The sequence below is a fragment of the Curtobacterium sp. JUb34 genome (assembly GCF_003755065.1).
Classification (GTDB): domain Bacteria; phylum Actinomycetota; class Actinomycetes; order Actinomycetales; family Microbacteriaceae; genus Curtobacterium.
In genome coordinates this window covers 1076205-1092360 of record NZ_RJVH01000001.1, presented here as the reverse complement: position 1 = coordinate 1092360, position 16156 = coordinate 1076205, and the positions used below count along the sequence as shown (strand labels likewise).

The following is a 16156-nucleotide window of genomic DNA, read 5'->3' as shown; positions in this document are numbered from 1 at the left end:
GAACGGGGCGTCCGAGAGGAGTACTGGACTCAGTTGACGACGACCGCGAGGACGTCACGGGCCGACAGGACCAGCAGGTCCTCGCCCGAGTACTTGACCTCGGTTCCGCCGTACTTGGAGTAGATGACCTTGTCACCCACGGCGACGTCGAGCGGGACGCGGTTGCCGTTGTCGTCGATGCGACCCGGACCCACGGCGACGACCTCGCCCTCCTGGGGCTTCTCCTTCGCGGTGTCGGGGATGACCAGACCGGATGCGGTGGTCTGCTCCGCCTCGACCTGGCGGATGACGATGCGATCCTCGAGCGGCTTGATGCTGACGGCCACGGTGACCTCTTCTTTCTCGGTACGGACTCGGTACAGATGAAAACCGGGTTGGCACTACGCACAGGAGAGTGCCAACGCCAACTCTAGGGGGACACTGGCACTCGGTCAATCCGAGTGCCAGCACATCAGGGGAACATCCAGCACCTGGGAGGATCGGGACATGGAAGCCGCCGAACTCGCCGCACTGCTGACCCCTGACGGGATGGCCCTGCTCGACCGTACCCCCGGCGTCTCGGACGGCGGCGAGATCGTCCGGGTGGTGTCCCGGCTGCGGTCCGAAGGCCACGACCCGCAGCTCGTCTCGGCGGTCCTGACCCAGGCGAAGCTCCGGCAGAAGGCCCGTGGCAAGTTCGGCGACTTCGCCGCCCGCATGCTCTTCACCGAGGCCGGACTCGAGCAGGCGACCCGCCTGCAGGTCGCCGCACAGCACGCCGGGCGCTTCGCCGCGGCCGGGCTCACGCGTGTCGCCGACCTCGGCTGCGGCATCGGCGGCGACGCGATGGCGATGGCCGCGCTCGACCTCGACGTCACCGCGGTGGACCGCGACGAGGTCACCGCTGCGGTCGCGACGCACAACCTCGCGGTGTGGCCGAACGCACGGGTCGAACTGGGCGACGCGGCCGCGTTCGACGTCTCCCGCGTCGACGGCATCTGGATGGACCCCGCACGTCGGACCTCCGGCCACTCGGACACCCGTCGCCTGGCCGACCCCGACGACTGGTCGCCGTCCTTGGACACCGTGTTCACCGCCGCGACGAGCACCCCGACGGGCGTGAAGCTCGGGCCCGGCATCGACCGCGACCTGATCCCCGACACCGCCGAGGCGCAGTGGACCTCCGTCGACCGCGAGGTCGTCGAGCTCGCGCTGTGGTTCGGGCCCCTCGCCCGGCCGGGGATCCGCCGAGCGGCCACCGTGATCGGTGCGCACGGCATCGCCGAGATGACCGGCCCGGCCGACGCCGAGGACGCTGAGGTGGGCCCGCTCGGCGCCTACCTGTACGAGCCGGACGGCGCCGTCATCCGCGCACGGCTCATCGGCGACCTGGCACGCGCCCTCGACGGCCACATGGTCTCCGACGGGATCGCGTACGTGACCTCGGACCGTGCCGTGACGACGCCGTTCGCCCAGGGCTTCCGGGTGCTGGACACCATGCCGCTCGACGTGAAGCGCCTGTCGGCGCGGCTCGCCGCGGACGGCATCGGCACCGTGGAGATCAAGAAGCGCGGCGTCGACGTCGACCCGGCGCAGTTCCGCAAACGGCTGCGGCTGCGCGGGACCGGCAGGGTCACGCTCGTGCTCACCCGCCTGGACGGGCGGCACAGCGCGGTCTTGTGCGAGCGGCTCAGCTGATGAAGGCGCCGGTGCCCGAGTCGTAGTCGTAGGTGGAGTACGAGCTCTGGCCGATCACGCCGAGGAAGATGATGAAGGCGATCCAGATCAGCCAGACACCGGCCATCACCCAGCCGGCGATGATGCCGGTGAGGGCGAGGCCGCGGCCGGCTTCGCCGTTCTGCTTGATCTTGCCGAGCGCGACGTGGCCGAGGATCGCGCCGGCGGGGCCGAGCAGGATCGCGATGAACCACATCGGGACGGCGGCGAGGCCGAACACGATCGACAGGATCGCCAGCGTGTTGGTCTTCGGGCGCTGCGCGTAGGGCTGGTAGCCGGTCGAACCGTAGGCGCCGGCGGCGTAGGGCTGCTGCTGCGGCGCGTACGGGTTCTGGCCACCCTGGGGCTGCGCGTAGGGGTTCTGGCCGCCCTGGGGCTGCGCGTACGGGTTCTGCTGCCCGTAGGGGTTCTGGGCCGCACCGTACGGGTCCTGGGGCGCCTGCGGGGCCGAGTACGGGTTCTGCGGCTGCTGCGGCGCCGCGTACGGGTTCGACGGGTGCTGCTGGCCGTACGGGTTGGACTGCTGGGGCTGGCCGGAGGGGTTCGGCTGCTGCGGCGCCGCGTACGGGTTCGACGGGTGCTGCTGTCCGTACGGGTTCTGCGGCTGCTCGGGAGCCGACGGGGCCTGCGGTGCGTCCGGAGCGGGCGTCCCCTCCGGCTGCCCACCGGTCGTGCTGCCCGGCGTCGTCTCGCCCGGCTTCGGCCACTCGTTCTGATCGGACACCGTCCACCCCTCTCGGCGCCCGGTCTCTCCGACGCCACGTGAATCCTGCCACAGGCACCCGACGGCCGACCGGACGGTTCAGACCTGGACGGTCGTCACCGGCAACGTCGAGTCGGCCGCGATCCCGAGGTCGCTCGGCGCGTGCCCTTCGGCGACCAGGCGCGCCCCGACGGCCGCGATCATGGCGCCGTTGTCCGTGCACAGGTCGAACGGCGGGATCCGCAGCTGCACCCCGGCCGCCGCACAGCGTTCCTCGGCGACCTGCCGCAGCCGGGCGTTCGCGACGACACCGCCACCGAGCAGGAGCCGGTCGACGCCGGTGTCGCGGCAGGCGTTCAGGGCCTTGGTCAGCAGGACGTCGACGACGGCTTCGCGGAAGCTCGCCGCGACATCGGCCACGGGCACCGCTCGCCCCTCGTCACGGCAGCGCTCGACCCAGCGGGCGACGGCGGTCTTCAGCCCCGAGAACGAGAAGTCGTAGCGGTGCGCGGCCAGGTCCTTCGGCAGCGTCAGGCCGCGGGGGAACCGGATGGCCTTCGGGTCGCCGTCGGCCGCGGCCCGGTCGATCTGCGGCCCGCCGGGGTACGGCAGACCGAGCAGCCGTGCGACCTTGTCGAACGCCTCGCCCGCGGCGTCGTCGATCGTCTCGCCGAGCAGTTCGACGTCGCCGACCAGGTCCTTCACCAGCAGCAGCGACGTGTGCCCGCCGGACACCAGCAGCGCCACCGTCGGGAGCTCGATGTCGCTGCCGTCCGTGCGCAGGACGTCGGCACCGACGTGCCCGACCAGGTGGTTGACGCCGTAGAGGGGCTTGCCGGTGGCGACGGCGAGCGCCTTCGCGGCCCCCACCCCGACCATGAGCGCACCCGCCAGACCGGGTCCGGCGGTGACGGCGACGGCGTCGAGTTCGTCGAGGGTGACCCCGGCCCGCTCGAGCGCCTCGTGGAGGGTGGGGGTCATCGCCTCGAGGTGGGCGCGTGCGGCGACCTCGGGCACGACACCGCCGTACCGGGCGTGCTCGTCCATGCTCGAGGCGATGACGTTCGCGAGCAGGGTGTTCCCCCGCACGATGCCGACGCCGGTCTCGTCGCAGCTCGTCTCGATGCCGAGCACCAGTGGTTCAGTCCCGCTCACCGAGGGCCTCCTGTCCGATGGGTCCGACGCCCGACGACCGCTCGGCGTCCGGGCCGGGCAGCTCCGCCCGCATCACCCACGCGTCGACGCCGTCCGGCTGGTAGTAGCGCGGCCGGGTCGCGATGTGCTCGAACCCGAACGCCGTGTACATCGACTGCGCGACCGGGTTGTCGGCGCGCACCTCGAGGAAGACCTCGCGCACACCACGGCGGCGGGCCTCGTCGAGGAGCTCTGTGAACAGCTCCCGCCCGAGCCCCTTGCCGCGCTGGTCCGCAGCGACCGCGATGGTCTGCACGTCGGCGACCGGGTTGCCCGCCAGCGAGGTCAGTCCGGCGTACCCGACGACCAGCGGTGCCGCGGGTTCGTCGACGGTCTCGATGACGATGTAGTACCCGTGCGGCGAGTACAGCTCGCCGGACATCTGGGACGCCGACCAGGCGTCCGTCGGGAACGAGACGTGCTCGAGCCACATGATGTCGTCGAGGTCCTGCGGGTGCGCCCGCCGCAGGCGGAGCCCGTCCGGCAGGGTCACTGCTTCACCCGTTTCGGGGCACCCGGCACCGTGACGTCCGGTTCCCGCAGGTACAGGGGGGTGTCCTGGTCGAACCCCGTGCCGGACCGCAGGCGGTCCGCGGCGAGTGATCCGAGCCTCCAGGCAGGGATGGACAGGGCCGTCACGCGGTCCCAGCCCACCGCTTCGGGCCGGGAGGCACGGATCGCCTCGTCGAGATCGGCGGGCCTGGCGAGACCCGGACCCGCAACCCGCGTGCCGGTCTGGTCGTACGCGCTCCAGTAGACCTCGCGCCGGCGGGCGTCCGTCAGGACGACGAACGGTCCGTCCCGTCGGCCGTCGCGCTCGTCGGCCGCGACCGCGTCGTGGCTGACGAGCGGCAGGACGGGGACGCCGACCGCCGCGGCGAAGGTGCGCGCGGCAGCGATGCCGACGCGCAGGCCGGTGAACGGGCCGGGGCCCATGCCGGCGACGACACCCGTGACGTCCGCGCCGGTGATGCCGGCCTCGGCGAGCGCGTCGGCCAGGAACGGTCCGATCACCTCGGCGTGCCGGCGGCTTTCCTCGGTGTCACGGGTCACGAGGGCGTGGCCGGTGGCCGGGTCGACGACGGCCACGGACGTTCCGGCGGAGGTGTCGATGGCGAGGAGCACCCGTCCATCGTAGGCGGGGTGGGATCAGGTCTCGTCGAGGCTGCCAGCGACCGCGTTCCAGATCTCGTCGGCACGCCACCGCTCGCGTCCGCCTCGGCCCGAACGCCCCAGCGACCGGAGCCAGCCGTACTCCTCCGCGCGGCGGAGGAGGGACGAGGCCGTCGGCTGCGAGACGTCGAGCGCACGCCGGACGGACGTGACCGTCACGACCGGGTTCTTGAAGACCACGTCGACGAGCCCAGGGAGGGCCGAACGCTCCGTTCGCGAGGCCAGGCGGTACCGCTCGCGGATCTCGACGAGCTTCCGGATCCGTTCGGCGCTGTCGTTCGCCCGGACGGTCACCGCCTCCGCGAAGAACTGGATCCACTCGTCCACCTCCCCGCGCTCCCGGACGGCCCGCAACCGCTCGTAGTACTCCGTGCGGTGCTGTTCGAAGTAGCCCGAGATGTGCAGGATCGGCGCCGGCAGGATGCCGTCCGCGATGAGCGAGAAACCGATCAGGAGCCGGCCGATCCGGCCGTTACCGTCGAGGAACGGGTGGATCGTCTCGAACTGGTAGTGCAGCAGCGCACACTTCACGGTCACCGACATCGTGTCCAACCGTCCGTTCACGAACCGCTCCCAGTCGTCGAGCGTGTCCGGCAGGTGGTCCTGGTGCGGTGGGATGAAGCGTGCGGTTTCGGGTCGAGCGTTCGGTGATCCGATCCAGACCGGCGAGCGGCGGAGCTCTCCAGGAGACTTCTCGTCGCCCCGCACGTCGCGCATGAGGGTCTCGTGCAGCGCGCAGATGAACCGCTGCGTGATCGGCAGGTCCGCGAGGAGGTCGACGCCCTCGCGCGCCGCTCGGAGGTAGTTGTCGACCTCACGAAGGTCGTCGTCCAGGATCTCGTCGTCGTTCTCGACGCTGAGCACATCGCTCAGCGACGCTTGTGTGCCCTCGATCCGCGAGCTCGCAAGGGCTTCCTGTGCCATGGACGGGCCGAGCAGCAGTTCCGGCTCCTGCACGAGCTGCCCGAGTCCGGCCAACCGGCCGATGGCGATGTCGGCGCGTGACACCGCAGCGTTCGTCACGGGCTCGAGGACGAGTTCGCGTGGGAGGGGCGCAGGCAAGAAGTAGGCGTGCGGCCACTCGGACAACGGACGCGTCGTGAGCGTGCCGAACCGATCTGAACGGAAGTCTTCTCGGCGCATCTCCTCATCATAAGCAAAGTGCCCTCCGCCCTATAACTTCAGGTCGAACTTCCAAGCACCGGCACGTGGAGAGCGCGACGACACTCGATCCGTCGTGCTGTCTCGGGAGCGTCGCCCCGGCTCTGCAGATGGCCACCCCCAGGCGGCAGAAGTGTCACGAGACGGTCCCGGTCGGCTGAGCCGACGCGGGGCCGCGTGGCGCAGGTGTGGGACGCGGCGGCTCGTCGAAACGGACCGTGCTGGTGGGCGACGTCGCGCCCGTACTCGTCGCGGCCTCGTCCGCTGCTTCTCGGAGGTGCCGCAGCCGGGACCGCACACCGCCGTCCTGGCGACGCAGGACGATCGCGACGTCCGCCACGGACATCCCCGCCGCCGTCATCGCCTCGAGCCCGGTGTCCTCCTGCTGCGTCCACGGCGCGTAGGCGGCGGGCCGGTCGAGCCGAGCAGCGTCGACCTGCGGGTTGCCGGTCGGTGCAGCCCGGACCGCCAGTGGGGACGACGGGTCGTCTGCTCCGGACGTCGTGGCGACGGCCGGAGCCGGCGTCGACTGCGGGCCGGTCGCCCGGACGTCCAGGCAGGCGACGGCGGTCACCGGATGGCGTGCCACGACCGCTCCTGCGGGCGACCGGAACACCAACTCGGTGTCGTCACGGTCCACCGTGCCGACCTCCACGTCGCTGAAGCCGCCGGTGTCGAGGACGATGCGCATGGTTCCCCCGTTCGCGCTGACCAGATCTGCTGCGAGGCTACCGGTCGCCGGCCGGTGCACGGTCGACGACCGCTCGACGGACACCCTCCACCGCCGCGGCGACCGCGCGCTCACGGGCCTCGGCGCGCTCGGTCTCGGAGTCGTGCACGAACACGGTGGCGCCCCTGCGGGCACCGCAGAAGTCGACGATCCCGTGCTCGACCTGCGTCCGGAGCGCCTCGGCGTACCCGTGCCGTTCGTACACGCCGGCGTCGTCGCCCGCGATCGGCACCAGGTGGACGGTGAGCCGTCCGAGCGCTCGACTGATGCCGCCGTCCGTGTCGACGACGAACGCCCAGCCGTTCACGAACACGCGGTCGATCCACCCCTTGAGCACCGCGGGCACGGACCACCACCAGACCGGGAACACGAGGACGAGGTCGGTGGCGCGGTCGATGCGCTGCTGCTCGGCGACGACGTCGGCCGGGGCGTCCGTGCCGGTCCGGTAGGTGTGCCGGTCGGCCAGCGTGAAGCGCGGGTCGAACCCCTCGGCCGCCAGGTCGGCGGTCTCGACCGTCCCGGCCGGCAGGGCGTCCCGCAGGCGAGCCGCGAGGTGGTGGGTGAGCGAGTCGGTGTCCGGGTGGGCGGTCACGATGAGCGTCGGCACACCGCATCCTCCCGGAGCCGGCTGGGCGGCACCGGGACGCCCGCTGTCGCCCGGCCGTGCCGGCTCACACCGCGGTCAGGTCGAGGGACCAGGCGACCTCGTGCGCGAGCTGCCCGGTCCGCCGGAACGACCGGACCTGGTGCGTGTCGGCCAGGGCGGCCGCCAGGTCGTCGCGGTCGGCGGCGGCGAACCCGAGCGACTGCCAGAACGGACCGGAGCGCCGCGAGAACAGCCACGCCCGTCGCGCGCCCGTGGTCGCGGCGTGGTCGACGGCGAAGCGTGCGAGCCGGGTGCCGTGGCCGAGCCCCCGGAGGTGCGGCGCCACCGCCACGCTGCGGACGAGCACGTGGACACCGTCGGCGCTCGTCTCGTACCCGGTGCTGCCGACCACGCGGCCGTCGTCGGCACGGTCGACCCACAGCCGGACGGTCGGCTCGAGACCGGCAGGGTCGAGGCCAGCACGGTCGAGGCCGGCGACGGTCAGGTCGGCACCGACGAGGAAGGTGCGGAGGTCGTCGACCGCACCGGTGTCCACGCGCTGCAGGGTCAGAGGTCGACGCCCGTCCAGCGCGGGCCGGACGCGGTGACGACGACGCGGCGGGGCTCGTCGGGGACGTCGTCGGGGTCGTCGGCCTCGGTGGTGCCGGAGGCGTCGGCACCGGTGGCCCGGGTGATCTCGACGTCGAGCACGCTGTCGCTGATGCCGTCGACCATGCCGCGGCCCCACTCGACGACGACGATCGATGCGTCCCAGTCGAGGTCGAGGTCGTCGAGCTCCACGGGGTCGGACAGCCGGTACGCGTCGACGTGCACCAGGTCCGGGCCGGCGGTGGTGGGGTGCGTCCGGGCGAGGACGAAGGTCGGGCTCGACACCTGGCCGCGCGCGCCGAGGGCAGCGCCGAGGCCACGGGTCAGTGTCGTCTTGCCGGCACCGAGCGGCCCGGTGAGCACGACCAGGTCACCGGCACGCAGGACCGCGGCCAACCGCGCTCCGAGTTCGCCCATCGCGTCGGTGCCGTCGACGGCCGTGTCGAGCAGGACGTGTGCGGCCTCGGTCACGACTGGTCGCCCCGCAGGTACTCCCCGACGCGTCCCTCGATGTCGTGGCCCTCGTAGAACCGAGGCACGCGGGTCCCGATGCGGCAGACGATCTCCTCGCCGATGGTGCCGAGCGAACGGCCCCAGTCGAGGACCGTCATCTCGTCGTGCTCGCCGGTGCCGAACAGCGTCACGGTGTCACCGGTCTGCACGTCGTCGTCGCCGACGTCGACGAGGAACTGGTCCATCGCGACGCGGCCGGCGATCGGGTAGCGCCTGCCGCCGATCGCGACCTCGATGCGACCCTGCGCCAGACGCGGGACGCCGTCCGCGTACCCGACAGGCACGAGCGCGAGGGTGGTCTCCGAGGTGGTGCGGTACGTGTAGTCGTACGAGACGCCGGTGTCGACGGGAACCCGCTTCGTCTTGGCGACCGAGGCCGTCAGGGTCATCACGGGTTCGAGCCCGAGGTCGGCCGCCGAGACACCGTCGGCGCCGGGGATGCCGAACAGGTTCGCACCCATCCGGACCATGTCCTTGCGGAACTCCTTGCGCTCCAAGCCGGCGAGCGATGCGGCGACGTGCTCCATCGGGACGTCGAGCCCCCGGTCCTCGGCGATCTCGATCGCGGCGTCGAACACGGCGACTGCGGCGCTGTCCTCGTGGTCGGACGACTCGGCCAGGTGCGTGTACGCGGCGACCACCTCGATGCGGCCGTTCCGCTGGGCGTCGCGGGCGAGCTCGACGAGTGCGGGCCAGTCCGCCGGGGTCGCGCCGTCGCGGTGCAGTCCGGAGTCGACGCCGAGGTGCACCCGGGCCGGGCGCTGGTCGACGGCGTCGACGATGCGCTGCAGCTCGGCGACGTTCGAGACGCCGAGGTCGACAGCCGAGTCGATGGCGTCGCGGAAGTCGAGGTCCGGGTCGTGCTGCCAGGTGAACAGGTGGACGTCCTCGCCGACGCCGATCGACCGCAGGCGCAGGGCCGCGGGGACCGTGAGCACGCCGATCCACCGGATGCCGGCGTCCACCGCGGCGAGCGCGATCGGTTCGAGGCCGTGCCCGTAGGCGTCGGCCTTCATGATCGCCATGACCGCGACGGGGTCCATCCACTCGCGGACCAGGTCGAGGTTCGCGCGGTAGGCGTCCAGGTCGATCCGTGCCTGGCGCAGGGGTGCGGAGCTCACGTCGTCCTCCGGTGCACGCTGTGGCCGACCCGGGCGACCACCTCGTAGTTGATGGTGCCGATCGCGGCGGCCCAGTCTTCGACCGCGGGGTCGCCGTTCGCCGGGTCGCCCCAGAGCACGGCTTCGTCGCCGATGCTGACGTCGGCGTCGCCGATGTCGACGTGCATGGCGTTCATCGCGACCCGTCCGACCACCGGGAACGTGCGGTCGCCGATCCGGACCGAGACCCGGTTGCCGAAGTCGCGGTCGAACCCGTCGGCGTACCCGAGACCGATGACCGCGAGGCGGGTGTCGGTCGACGCCCGCCAGGTGTAGCCGTAGGACACGCCCTCACCGGCGCGGACGTCGACGGTGCGGAGCACGGCGGCGGTCACACGCATGGCCGGCCGGAGCCCGAGGTCGGCGGAGGTGCGGTCGGCGAACGGGCTCAGGCCGTACAGGGCGAGTCCGACGCGGGACAGGTCGCGGCGGGTCTCCGGCACGACGATGCTCGCGGCACTCGCGGCGAGGTGCACCAGGTCGGGCACGATCCCGTTCGCGGCGAGGCCGTCGAGCGCGCGCTGCAGTGCGGCGTCCTGGTCGAGGTCGTCCGTGCGCGACGCGTTGGACAGGTGCGACATCAGCCCCTCGACACGGGTGCGGTTGCCGCCCCTCGCCAGGGCCCCGGCGGTGGCGAAGAGCTCGGCCCACTCGGACTCGACCGCACCGTTGCGACTCAGGCCGGTGTCGACGCAGATGTGCACGGCACCGACCTCGGAGTCGGCAGCGGCCGACAGCTGCTCGACGCTCGACACCGCCGGGGTGATGTCGTACTGCGCCGCGCGGCGGAAGTCCTCGTCGGGGGCGTGCAGCCACGCGAGGATCCGGACGTCGTCGTCGATGCCGCCCTGACGGAGCGCGACGGCTTCGTCGATGTCCGCGACGCCGAGCCACTCGGCACCGGCGTCCACGAAGGCCCGAGCGGCGTCGAGCGCGCCGTGGCCGTAGGCGTTGGCCTTGACCACCGCGATGACGCCGGACGGTGCGACCTGCTCGGCGATCGTCGCGTAGTTCTCGATCAGGGCCTCACGATCGACCGTGATCCCGGTGAACGCACTCACTGAACCGTCCCCTCCAGGACCACGAACGCGGTCGCGATCCCTCCATCATGCGAGAGCGACAGGTGCACGCTCGTCACGCCACGCGCATCCGCCACCTGTCGCGCCTGTTGGTGCAGCGTCAGCGACGGGTTGCGCTGGTCGTCCGACACGACCTCGAGGTCCTGCCAGCTGAGCCCCGCGCTGGACCCGAAGGCCTTGATCAGGGCCTCCTTTGCCGCGAACCGTGCCGCGAGTGACGCGATCGGCCGTGGTTCGCCGTCACGGACCTGCTCGGCCGGGGTGAACAGCCGCGCACGCATCGCAGGTGTGCGCGACAGCACCCGCTCGAACCGCTCCAGGTCCACCACGTCGACCCCGATGCCGATGATCATCGTGCGACTACTCGACGGTGACCGACTTCGCGAGGTTGCGCGGCTGGTCCACGTCGAGGCCCTTGGCCGCGGCGAGCTCCATGCCGAACATGTGCAGCGGCGCCACGGCGAGCAGCGGCTCGAACAGCGGGGTCGCGAGCGGGATCCGCAGGACCTCGTCCGCGAAGGGCAGCACGGCGGCGTCGCCCTCTTCCGCGATGGCGATCACCCGGGCACCGCGGGCGCGGATCTCCTGGATGTTCGAGACGACCTTCGGGTGCAGCGAGCGCGGGTCACGCGGGGACGGCACGATGACGAAGACGATCTGCCCCGGCTCGATGAGCGCGATCGGACCGTGCTTGAGCTCACCGGCGGCGAAGCCCTCGGCGTGGATGTACGCGAGTTCCTTGAGCTTGAGCGCACCCTCGAGCGCGATCGGGTAGCCGACGTGGCGGCCGAGGAACAGGACGCTGCGGGTGTCCGCCATCCATCGCGCGAGGTCCTTGATGCCCGCGGCGTCGTCGATGGTCTGCTGCAACTTCGGAGCGAGGCCCTCGAGCTCCGCGACCTGCTCCGCGATCTGCTCGGTCGTGAGCGTGCCGCGCAGGGTGGCCAGGTGCAGTCCGAGCAGGTACAGCGCGACGCCCTGGGCGATGAAGGCCTTCGTCGAGGCCACGGCGACCTCGGGTCCTGCGTGCGTGTAGATCACGGCGTCGGACTCGCGCGGGATGGTCGCGCCCTGGGTGTTGCAGATCGACAGGACCTGCGCGCCCTGCTCACGGGCGTACTTGACGGCCATCAGCGTGTCCATGGTCTCGCCGGACTGGCTGATCGAGACGACGAGCGTGCGGTCGTTCAGCACCGGGTCGCGGTAGCGGAACTCGTGCGCGAGCTCGACCTCGACCGGGATGCGGGCCCACTGCTCGATGGCGTACTTGCCGAGGATGCCGGCGTAGGCAGCGGTGCCGCAGGCGATCACGATGACGCGGTCGACGGTCGCCAGACGCTCGGCGATCGGGTCGAGGTCGGTCAGGGTCACGGCGCCGTCGTGCACGCGGCCGAGGATCGTCTTCGCGACGGCCTCGGGCTCCTCGCTGATCTCCTTCGCCATGAACGAGGACCACCCGCCCTTGTCGGCGGCGGAGGCGTCCCAGTTCACCTCGAACTCGCTCGGGGTGGCCGGGGTGCCGTCGAAGTGGATGACGTCGACGCCGTCGGGGCGGATCGTGGCGATCTCGTCCTGGCCGATCGACAGCGCACGCTGCGTGTAGGCGACGAACGCGGCGACGTCCGAGCCCATGAAGTTCTCGCCGTCACCGAGGCCGACCACGAGCGGGGAGTTGCGACGGGCGCCGACGACGACGCCGGGCTGGTCGGCGTGCACGACGAGGAGCGTGAACGCCCCGTCCAGTCGCTGCACGGCCTGCTGCATGGCGGCGGTCAGGTCACCGGTCTCGCGGAACGCCCGACCGACCAGGTGGGCGGCGACCTCGGAGTCGGTCTCGCTGCGGAACTCGATGCCCTCGGCCTGCAGTTCGGCGCGCAGCTCGGAGAAGTTCTCGATGATGCCGTTGTGGATGAGGGCGAGCTTGTCGCCGTCGGCCAGGTGGGGGTGCGCGTTGCCGTCGGTCGGACCACCGTGGGTCGCCCAGCGGGTGTGCCCGATGCCCGTGGTGCCGTCCGGGATCGGCGACGACTCGAGCTCGTCGACGAGGGCCTGGAGCTTGCCCGCCTTCTTGGCGGAGACGAGGTCCCCCGCGGGGTCGACCACGGCGATGCCCGCCGAGTCGTATCCGCGGTACTCGAGGCGACGGAGGCCACCGAGGAGGACGTCCTGGCTGCTGTTGCTGCCGACGTAGCCGACGATTCCACACATGGAAGCGATCCTACGGTCTGCCTGAGCGCGGACCCTGCGAAGCAGCAGGGCTGGGGATAACGTTTCGGCCATGGGACGCTTCGACGACATCGCCATCACCACGCTGCACGGCGAGGACACCACGTTCGGTTCGTTCGCGGACAAGGCGGTGCTGGTCGTGAACGTCGCGTCGCGGTGCGGTCTCGCCCCGCAGTACGAGCAGCTCGAGGCCCTCCAGAAGCAGTACGGCCCTCGGGGCTTCACGGTCCTCGGGTTCCCGAGCAACCAGTTCCTGCAGGAGCTCGGCTCGTCCGAGGCCATCGACGAGTACTGCTCCACCACGTGGGGCGTGACGTTCCCGATGTCCGAGAAGGTCAGGGTCAACGGCAAGAGCGCCCACCCGCTCTACCAGGCGCTGAAGGAGACCCCGGACGCCGACGGCAAGGCCGGACGGGTCAGCTGGAACTTCGAGAAGTTCCTCGTCGCCCCCGACGGCACCGTCTCGCGCTTCCGTCCGACCACGAAGCCGGACGCCCCCGAGGTGATCGCGGCCATCGAGGCCGCCCTGCCCGCCTGACGCACCGCGCCCTGCGGACGCACACCGAGCACTGGACGGGAGGCCCGGTGCAGGTGAGCCGGTCAGCTCACCTGCACCGGGCCTCCCGTCTGTACGCTCGTCCCCATGCCGATCCCGGAGACCGCCGTCGCGCACCCGACCCCGTTCGTGGAGATCCCGCGGCACGAGTGGTCGCAGCTCGCACCCAAGGAGCACCTGTCGCTCACCGAGACCGAGGTCGTGCAGCTGCGCGGGCTCGGCGACCGGTTGGACATGCAGGAGGTGCAGGAGGTCTACCTCCCGCTGTCGCGACTGCTCACCCTGTACGCCGCCGGAGCCCGCGACCTGCACGCCGAGACGAGCCGGTTCCTGGGTGAGCGGGCCGGACGCACGCCGTTCGTCATCGGCGTCGCCGGGTCCGTCGCCGTCGGCAAGTCGACCGTCGCCCGTCTGCTGCGCGAGCTGACGAAGCGCTGGCCGGACACCCCTCGGGTCGAGCTCGTGACGACCGACGGCTTCCTGTACCCGAACGCCGAGCTCGAGCGTCGGGGGATCATGGACCGCAAGGGCTTCCCGGAGTCGTACGACCGTCGCTCCCTGCTGCGCTTCGTGAGCCAGGTGAAGAGCGGCGCGACCGAGGTCCGGGCGCCGTACTACTCGCACCTGGTCTACGACATCGTTCCGGACGCTGAGATCGTCGTCCGACAGCCGGACATCCTCATCGTCGAGGGGCTGAACGTCCTCGCCCCACCGGTGCACGGGCGGCTCGCGCTGTCCGACCTGTTCGACTTCACGATCTACGTCGACGCGAAGACGAAGGACATCGAGTCCTGGTACGTCGACCGGTTCCTCGCCCTGCAGGAAGAGGCGTTCTCGAGCCCCGACTCGTTCTTCCACCGGTTCGCGTCGCTCTCACGCGAGGACGCCGTCGAGACGGCGACGCAGGTGTGGCGGGCGATCAACGAGCCGAACCTGCTCGAGAACGTCCTGCCCACGCGCTCCCGCGCGACCCTGGTGCTGAAGAAGGGCGCGAACCACAAGGTGAACTCGGTCCTGCTCCGCAAGATCTAGCGCGGGTGCGCGCGGGTGCGCGCGGGTGCGCGCGGGTGCGCGCGGGTGCGCGCGGGTGCGCGCGGGTGCGCGCGGGTGCGCGCGGGTGCGCGCCCCGGTACGGTCATCGCGCCCCCAAGAGTCGGGGCGCAACGACTGCAGCGGGGCGCGCAGCGCAAGCGGGACGCAACGACTGCAGCGCAGCGCAAGCGGCGCGCGACGCAAGCGCGACGCGGTCGCGAGCGCGGGCTTGCGCCCCAGTACGGTCATCGCGCCCCCAAGAGTCCGGGCGCAACGACTGCACCGGGGCGCGAACGGGGCGCGCGCGCAGCGCGAAGTCGCGCCCGGCACCCCGGCCTACGCGGCGTCGAGCGCCAAGCGCTCCTGCACGACCGCGGCGAGCTCCTCGGCGATGCGCTGGGCGTCGTCCTGCGAAGCGGCCTCGACCATCACGCGCACCACGGGCTCGGTGCCGGACGGGCGGAGCAGCACGCGGCCGGTGTCACCGAGTGCCGCGGACGCCGCAGTCACGGCGTCCTGCACGCCCTGGTCGGCGAGTCCGTGACGGTCGACGCCCCGGACGTTGAGCAGGACCTGCGGGAACACCGTCATGCACGAGGCGAGCTCCTGCAGGGACTTCCCCGTGCGCGCCATCTCGGCGACCAGGTGCAACCCGGTCAGGATGCCGTCGCCCGTGGTGGCGTACTCGTTGAAGATGATGTGGCCGGACTGCTCGCCACCGATGGAGTAGTCGCCCTCGGTCATCTTCTCGAGCACGTACCGGTCACCCACGCCGGCTTCGATCACGGTGATGCCCGCGTCGGCCATCGCCCGCTTGAGCCCGAGGTTGGACATGACCGTCGCGACGAGGGTGTCGTCCTTCAGCCGACCGCGTTCCTGCAGCGACAGTGCCAGGATCGCCATGATCTGGTCACCGTCGATGGCGTTGCCCGCGGCGTCCACGGCCAGGCAGCGGTCCGCGTCGCCGTCGTGCGCGATGCCGACGTCCGCGCCGTGCTCGAGCACCGCACGGGCCAGGTTGTCGATGTGGGTCGAACCGACACCGTCGTTGATGTTCCAGCCGTCGGGCTCGGCACCGATGAGCGTGACGCGGGCCCCGGCGTTCACGAACACCTCGGGCGAGACGCCGGCGGCGGCGCCGTTGGCGCAGTCGAGCACGACGTGGATGCCGTCGAGCCGGTGCGGCAGCGTGCCGAGCAGGTGGACGACGTAGCGGTCCTCGGCGTCGGCGAAGCGCGAGATGCGCCCGACGTCGATGCCGGTTGGGGTCGGCGCGGAGTGGTCGTGCATGGCCGCCTCGATGCGGTCCTCGACCTCGTCCGGCAGCTTGCGACCACCCGTGGCGAAGAACTTGATCCCGTTGTCCGGGGCGGGGTTGTGCGACGCGGAGATCATCACGCCGAAGTCGGCGTCGATGTCCGCGACGAGGAACGCCGCAGCGGGGGTGGGGATGACCCCGGCGTCGAGGACGTCGACGCCGGCGGAGGCGAGTCCGGCCGCGACAGCGGAACCGAGGAACTCACCGGAGACGCGCGGGTCGCGCGCCAGGACCGCGCGCGGGCGCGGCCGACCGGACGCCCGGCGGGCGTCGGCGTGGTGTCCGTGTGTGAGGACGGCCGCGCTCGCCTGGGCAAGACCCAGTGCGAGCGCGGCCGTCAGCTCGCCGTTGGCGAGACCACGAACCCCGTCGGTACCGAACAGACGCGGCATTGCGATCT

At 71.6% G+C, this 16156-nt stretch carries 18 protein-coding genes; 3 read left to right on the top strand and 15 right to left on the bottom strand.

Features of this window, described 5'->3' with window-relative positions; translation table 11 throughout:
- Positions 1-29: 29 nt before the first annotated feature.
- Entirely contained in the window at positions 30-326 is a 297-nt protein-coding gene (groES, locus tag EDF63_RS05345; protein WP_110893972.1) for a co-chaperone GroES, read from the bottom strand.
- Between the two features lie 160 nt (positions 327-486).
- Between groES and EDF63_RS05340 the strand changes: the two genes are divergently transcribed.
- Complete coding sequence (locus EDF63_RS05340) at positions 487-1677, top strand: class I SAM-dependent methyltransferase (protein WP_123311791.1); 1191 nt, start codon at positions 487-489, stop codon at positions 1675-1677.
- Here EDF63_RS05340 and EDF63_RS05335 read toward each other — a convergent pair.
- From EDF63_RS05335 to glmS, 13 genes are all read right to left on the bottom strand, one after another.
- Positions 1670-2440, bottom strand: coding sequence for a DUF4190 domain-containing protein (locus EDF63_RS05335; RefSeq protein WP_123311789.1), 771 nt, complete (start codon positions 2438-2440; stop codon positions 1670-1672). The genes EDF63_RS05340 and EDF63_RS05335 overlap by 8 nt on opposite strands.
- A gap of 78 nt (positions 2441-2518) precedes the next feature.
- On the bottom strand, positions 2519-3574 hold the full coding sequence (tsaD, locus tag EDF63_RS05330) for a tRNA (adenosine(37)-N6)-threonylcarbamoyltransferase complex transferase subunit TsaD (RefSeq protein WP_123311787.1): 1056 nt from the start codon (positions 3572-3574) through the stop codon (positions 2519-2521).
- A complete protein-coding gene (gene rimI, locus EDF63_RS05325) occupies positions 3561-4106 on the bottom strand; it encodes a ribosomal protein S18-alanine N-acetyltransferase (RefSeq protein ID WP_123311785.1) in 546 nt (181 codons plus the stop codon). The genes tsaD and rimI overlap by 14 nt, the downstream gene beginning before the upstream one ends.
- Positions 4103-4738 carry a tRNA (adenosine(37)-N6)-threonylcarbamoyltransferase complex dimerization subunit type 1 TsaB gene (gene tsaB / locus EDF63_RS05320; protein ID WP_123311784.1) on the bottom strand — a complete coding sequence of 212 codons (636 nt, stop codon included), beginning with the start codon at positions 4736-4738 and terminating at the stop codon, positions 4103-4105. Before tsaB ends, rimI begins: the two co-directional genes overlap by 4 nt.
- A gap of 24 nt (positions 4739-4762) precedes the next feature.
- Positions 4763-5929: a Fic family protein gene (locus tag EDF63_RS05315; RefSeq protein WP_123311782.1), complete on the bottom strand. Its 1167-nt coding sequence runs from the start codon at positions 5927-5929 to the stop codon at positions 4763-4765.
- 154 nt (positions 5930-6083) lie between these two features.
- Positions 6084-6638, bottom strand: a complete 555-nt coding sequence (locus tag EDF63_RS05310; protein WP_148061731.1) for a hypothetical protein — start codon at positions 6636-6638, stop codon at positions 6084-6086.
- 37 nt (positions 6639-6675) lie between these two features.
- Positions 6676-7284 carry an NAD(P)H-dependent oxidoreductase gene (locus EDF63_RS05305; RefSeq protein WP_123311778.1) on the bottom strand — a complete coding sequence of 203 codons (609 nt, stop codon included), beginning with the start codon at positions 7282-7284 and terminating at the stop codon, positions 6676-6678.
- A 64-nt stretch (positions 7285-7348) separates the two neighbouring features.
- Positions 7349-7819, bottom strand: a complete 471-nt coding sequence (locus EDF63_RS05300) for a GNAT family N-acetyltransferase (protein WP_123311776.1) — start codon at positions 7817-7819, stop codon at positions 7349-7351.
- Between the two features lie 11 nt (positions 7820-7830).
- Positions 7831-8343: a tRNA (adenosine(37)-N6)-threonylcarbamoyltransferase complex ATPase subunit type 1 TsaE gene (tsaE, locus tag EDF63_RS05295; protein ID WP_260232980.1), complete on the bottom strand. Its 513-nt coding sequence runs from the start codon at positions 8341-8343 to the stop codon at positions 7831-7833.
- Entirely contained in the window at positions 8340-9506 is a 1167-nt protein-coding gene (gene alr / locus EDF63_RS05290; protein WP_185021291.1) for an alanine racemase, read from the bottom strand. Before alr (EDF63_RS05290) ends, tsaE begins: the two co-directional genes overlap by 4 nt.
- Positions 9503-10606: an alanine racemase gene (gene alr / locus EDF63_RS05285; protein ID WP_123311772.1), complete on the bottom strand. Its 1104-nt coding sequence runs from the start codon at positions 10604-10606 to the stop codon at positions 9503-9505. The genes alr (EDF63_RS05290) and alr (EDF63_RS05285) overlap by 4 nt, the downstream gene beginning before the upstream one ends.
- Positions 10603-10977: a holo-ACP synthase gene (locus tag EDF63_RS05280; RefSeq protein WP_123311770.1), complete on the bottom strand. Its 375-nt coding sequence runs from the start codon at positions 10975-10977 to the stop codon at positions 10603-10605. Before EDF63_RS05280 ends, alr (EDF63_RS05285) begins: the two co-directional genes overlap by 4 nt.
- A gap of 7 nt (positions 10978-10984) precedes the next feature.
- Entirely contained in the window at positions 10985-12832 is a 1848-nt protein-coding gene (gene glmS, locus EDF63_RS05275) for a glutamine--fructose-6-phosphate transaminase (isomerizing) (protein ID WP_123311768.1), read from the bottom strand.
- A 70-nt stretch (positions 12833-12902) separates the two neighbouring features.
- Here glmS and EDF63_RS05270 point away from each other — a divergent pair, with 70 nt between their 5' ends.
- Positions 12903-13388, top strand: coding sequence for a glutathione peroxidase (locus EDF63_RS05270; protein WP_123311766.1), 486 nt, complete (start codon positions 12903-12905; stop codon positions 13386-13388).
- A gap of 105 nt (positions 13389-13493) precedes the next feature.
- Positions 13494-14438, top strand: a complete 945-nt coding sequence (coaA, locus tag EDF63_RS05265; RefSeq protein WP_123311764.1) for a type I pantothenate kinase — start codon at positions 13494-13496, stop codon at positions 14436-14438.
- Positions 14439-14774: 336 nt separating this feature from the next.
- Here coaA and glmM read toward each other — a convergent pair whose 3' ends face one another.
- A complete protein-coding gene (glmM, locus tag EDF63_RS05260) occupies positions 14775-16148 on the bottom strand; it encodes a phosphoglucosamine mutase (RefSeq protein ID WP_123311762.1) in 1374 nt (457 codons plus the stop codon).
- Between the last annotated feature and the right edge of the window lie 8 nt (positions 16149-16156).

Excerpts from the sequence above, each read along its gene's own strand:
- EDF63_RS05340 (WP_123311791.1), top strand. The coding sequence starts at position 487 with ATGGAAGCCGCCGAACTCGCCGCACTGCTGACCCCTGACGGGATGGCC.
- EDF63_RS05315 (WP_123311782.1), bottom strand. The coding sequence starts at position 5,929 with ATGCGCCGAGAAGACTTCCGTTCAGATCGGTTCGGCACGCTCACGACG.
- EDF63_RS05310 (WP_148061731.1), bottom strand. The coding sequence starts at position 6,638 with ATGCGCATCGTCCTCGACACCGGCGGCTTCAGCGACGTGGAGGTCGGC.
- EDF63_RS05280 (WP_123311770.1), bottom strand. The coding sequence starts at position 10,977 with ATGATCATCGGCATCGGGGTCGACGTGGTGGACCTGGAGCGGTTCGAG.
- glmS (WP_123311768.1), bottom strand. The coding sequence starts at position 12,832 with ATGTGTGGAATCGTCGGCTACGTCGGCAGCAACAGCAGCCAGGACGTC.
- EDF63_RS05270 (WP_123311766.1), top strand. The coding sequence starts at position 12,903 with ATGGGACGCTTCGACGACATCGCCATCACCACGCTGCACGGCGAGGAC.
- coaA (WP_123311764.1), top strand. The coding sequence starts at position 13,494 with ATGCCGATCCCGGAGACCGCCGTCGCGCACCCGACCCCGTTCGTGGAG.
- glmM (WP_123311762.1), bottom strand. The coding sequence starts at position 16,148 with ATGCCGCGTCTGTTCGGTACCGACGGGGTTCGTGGTCTCGCCAACGGC.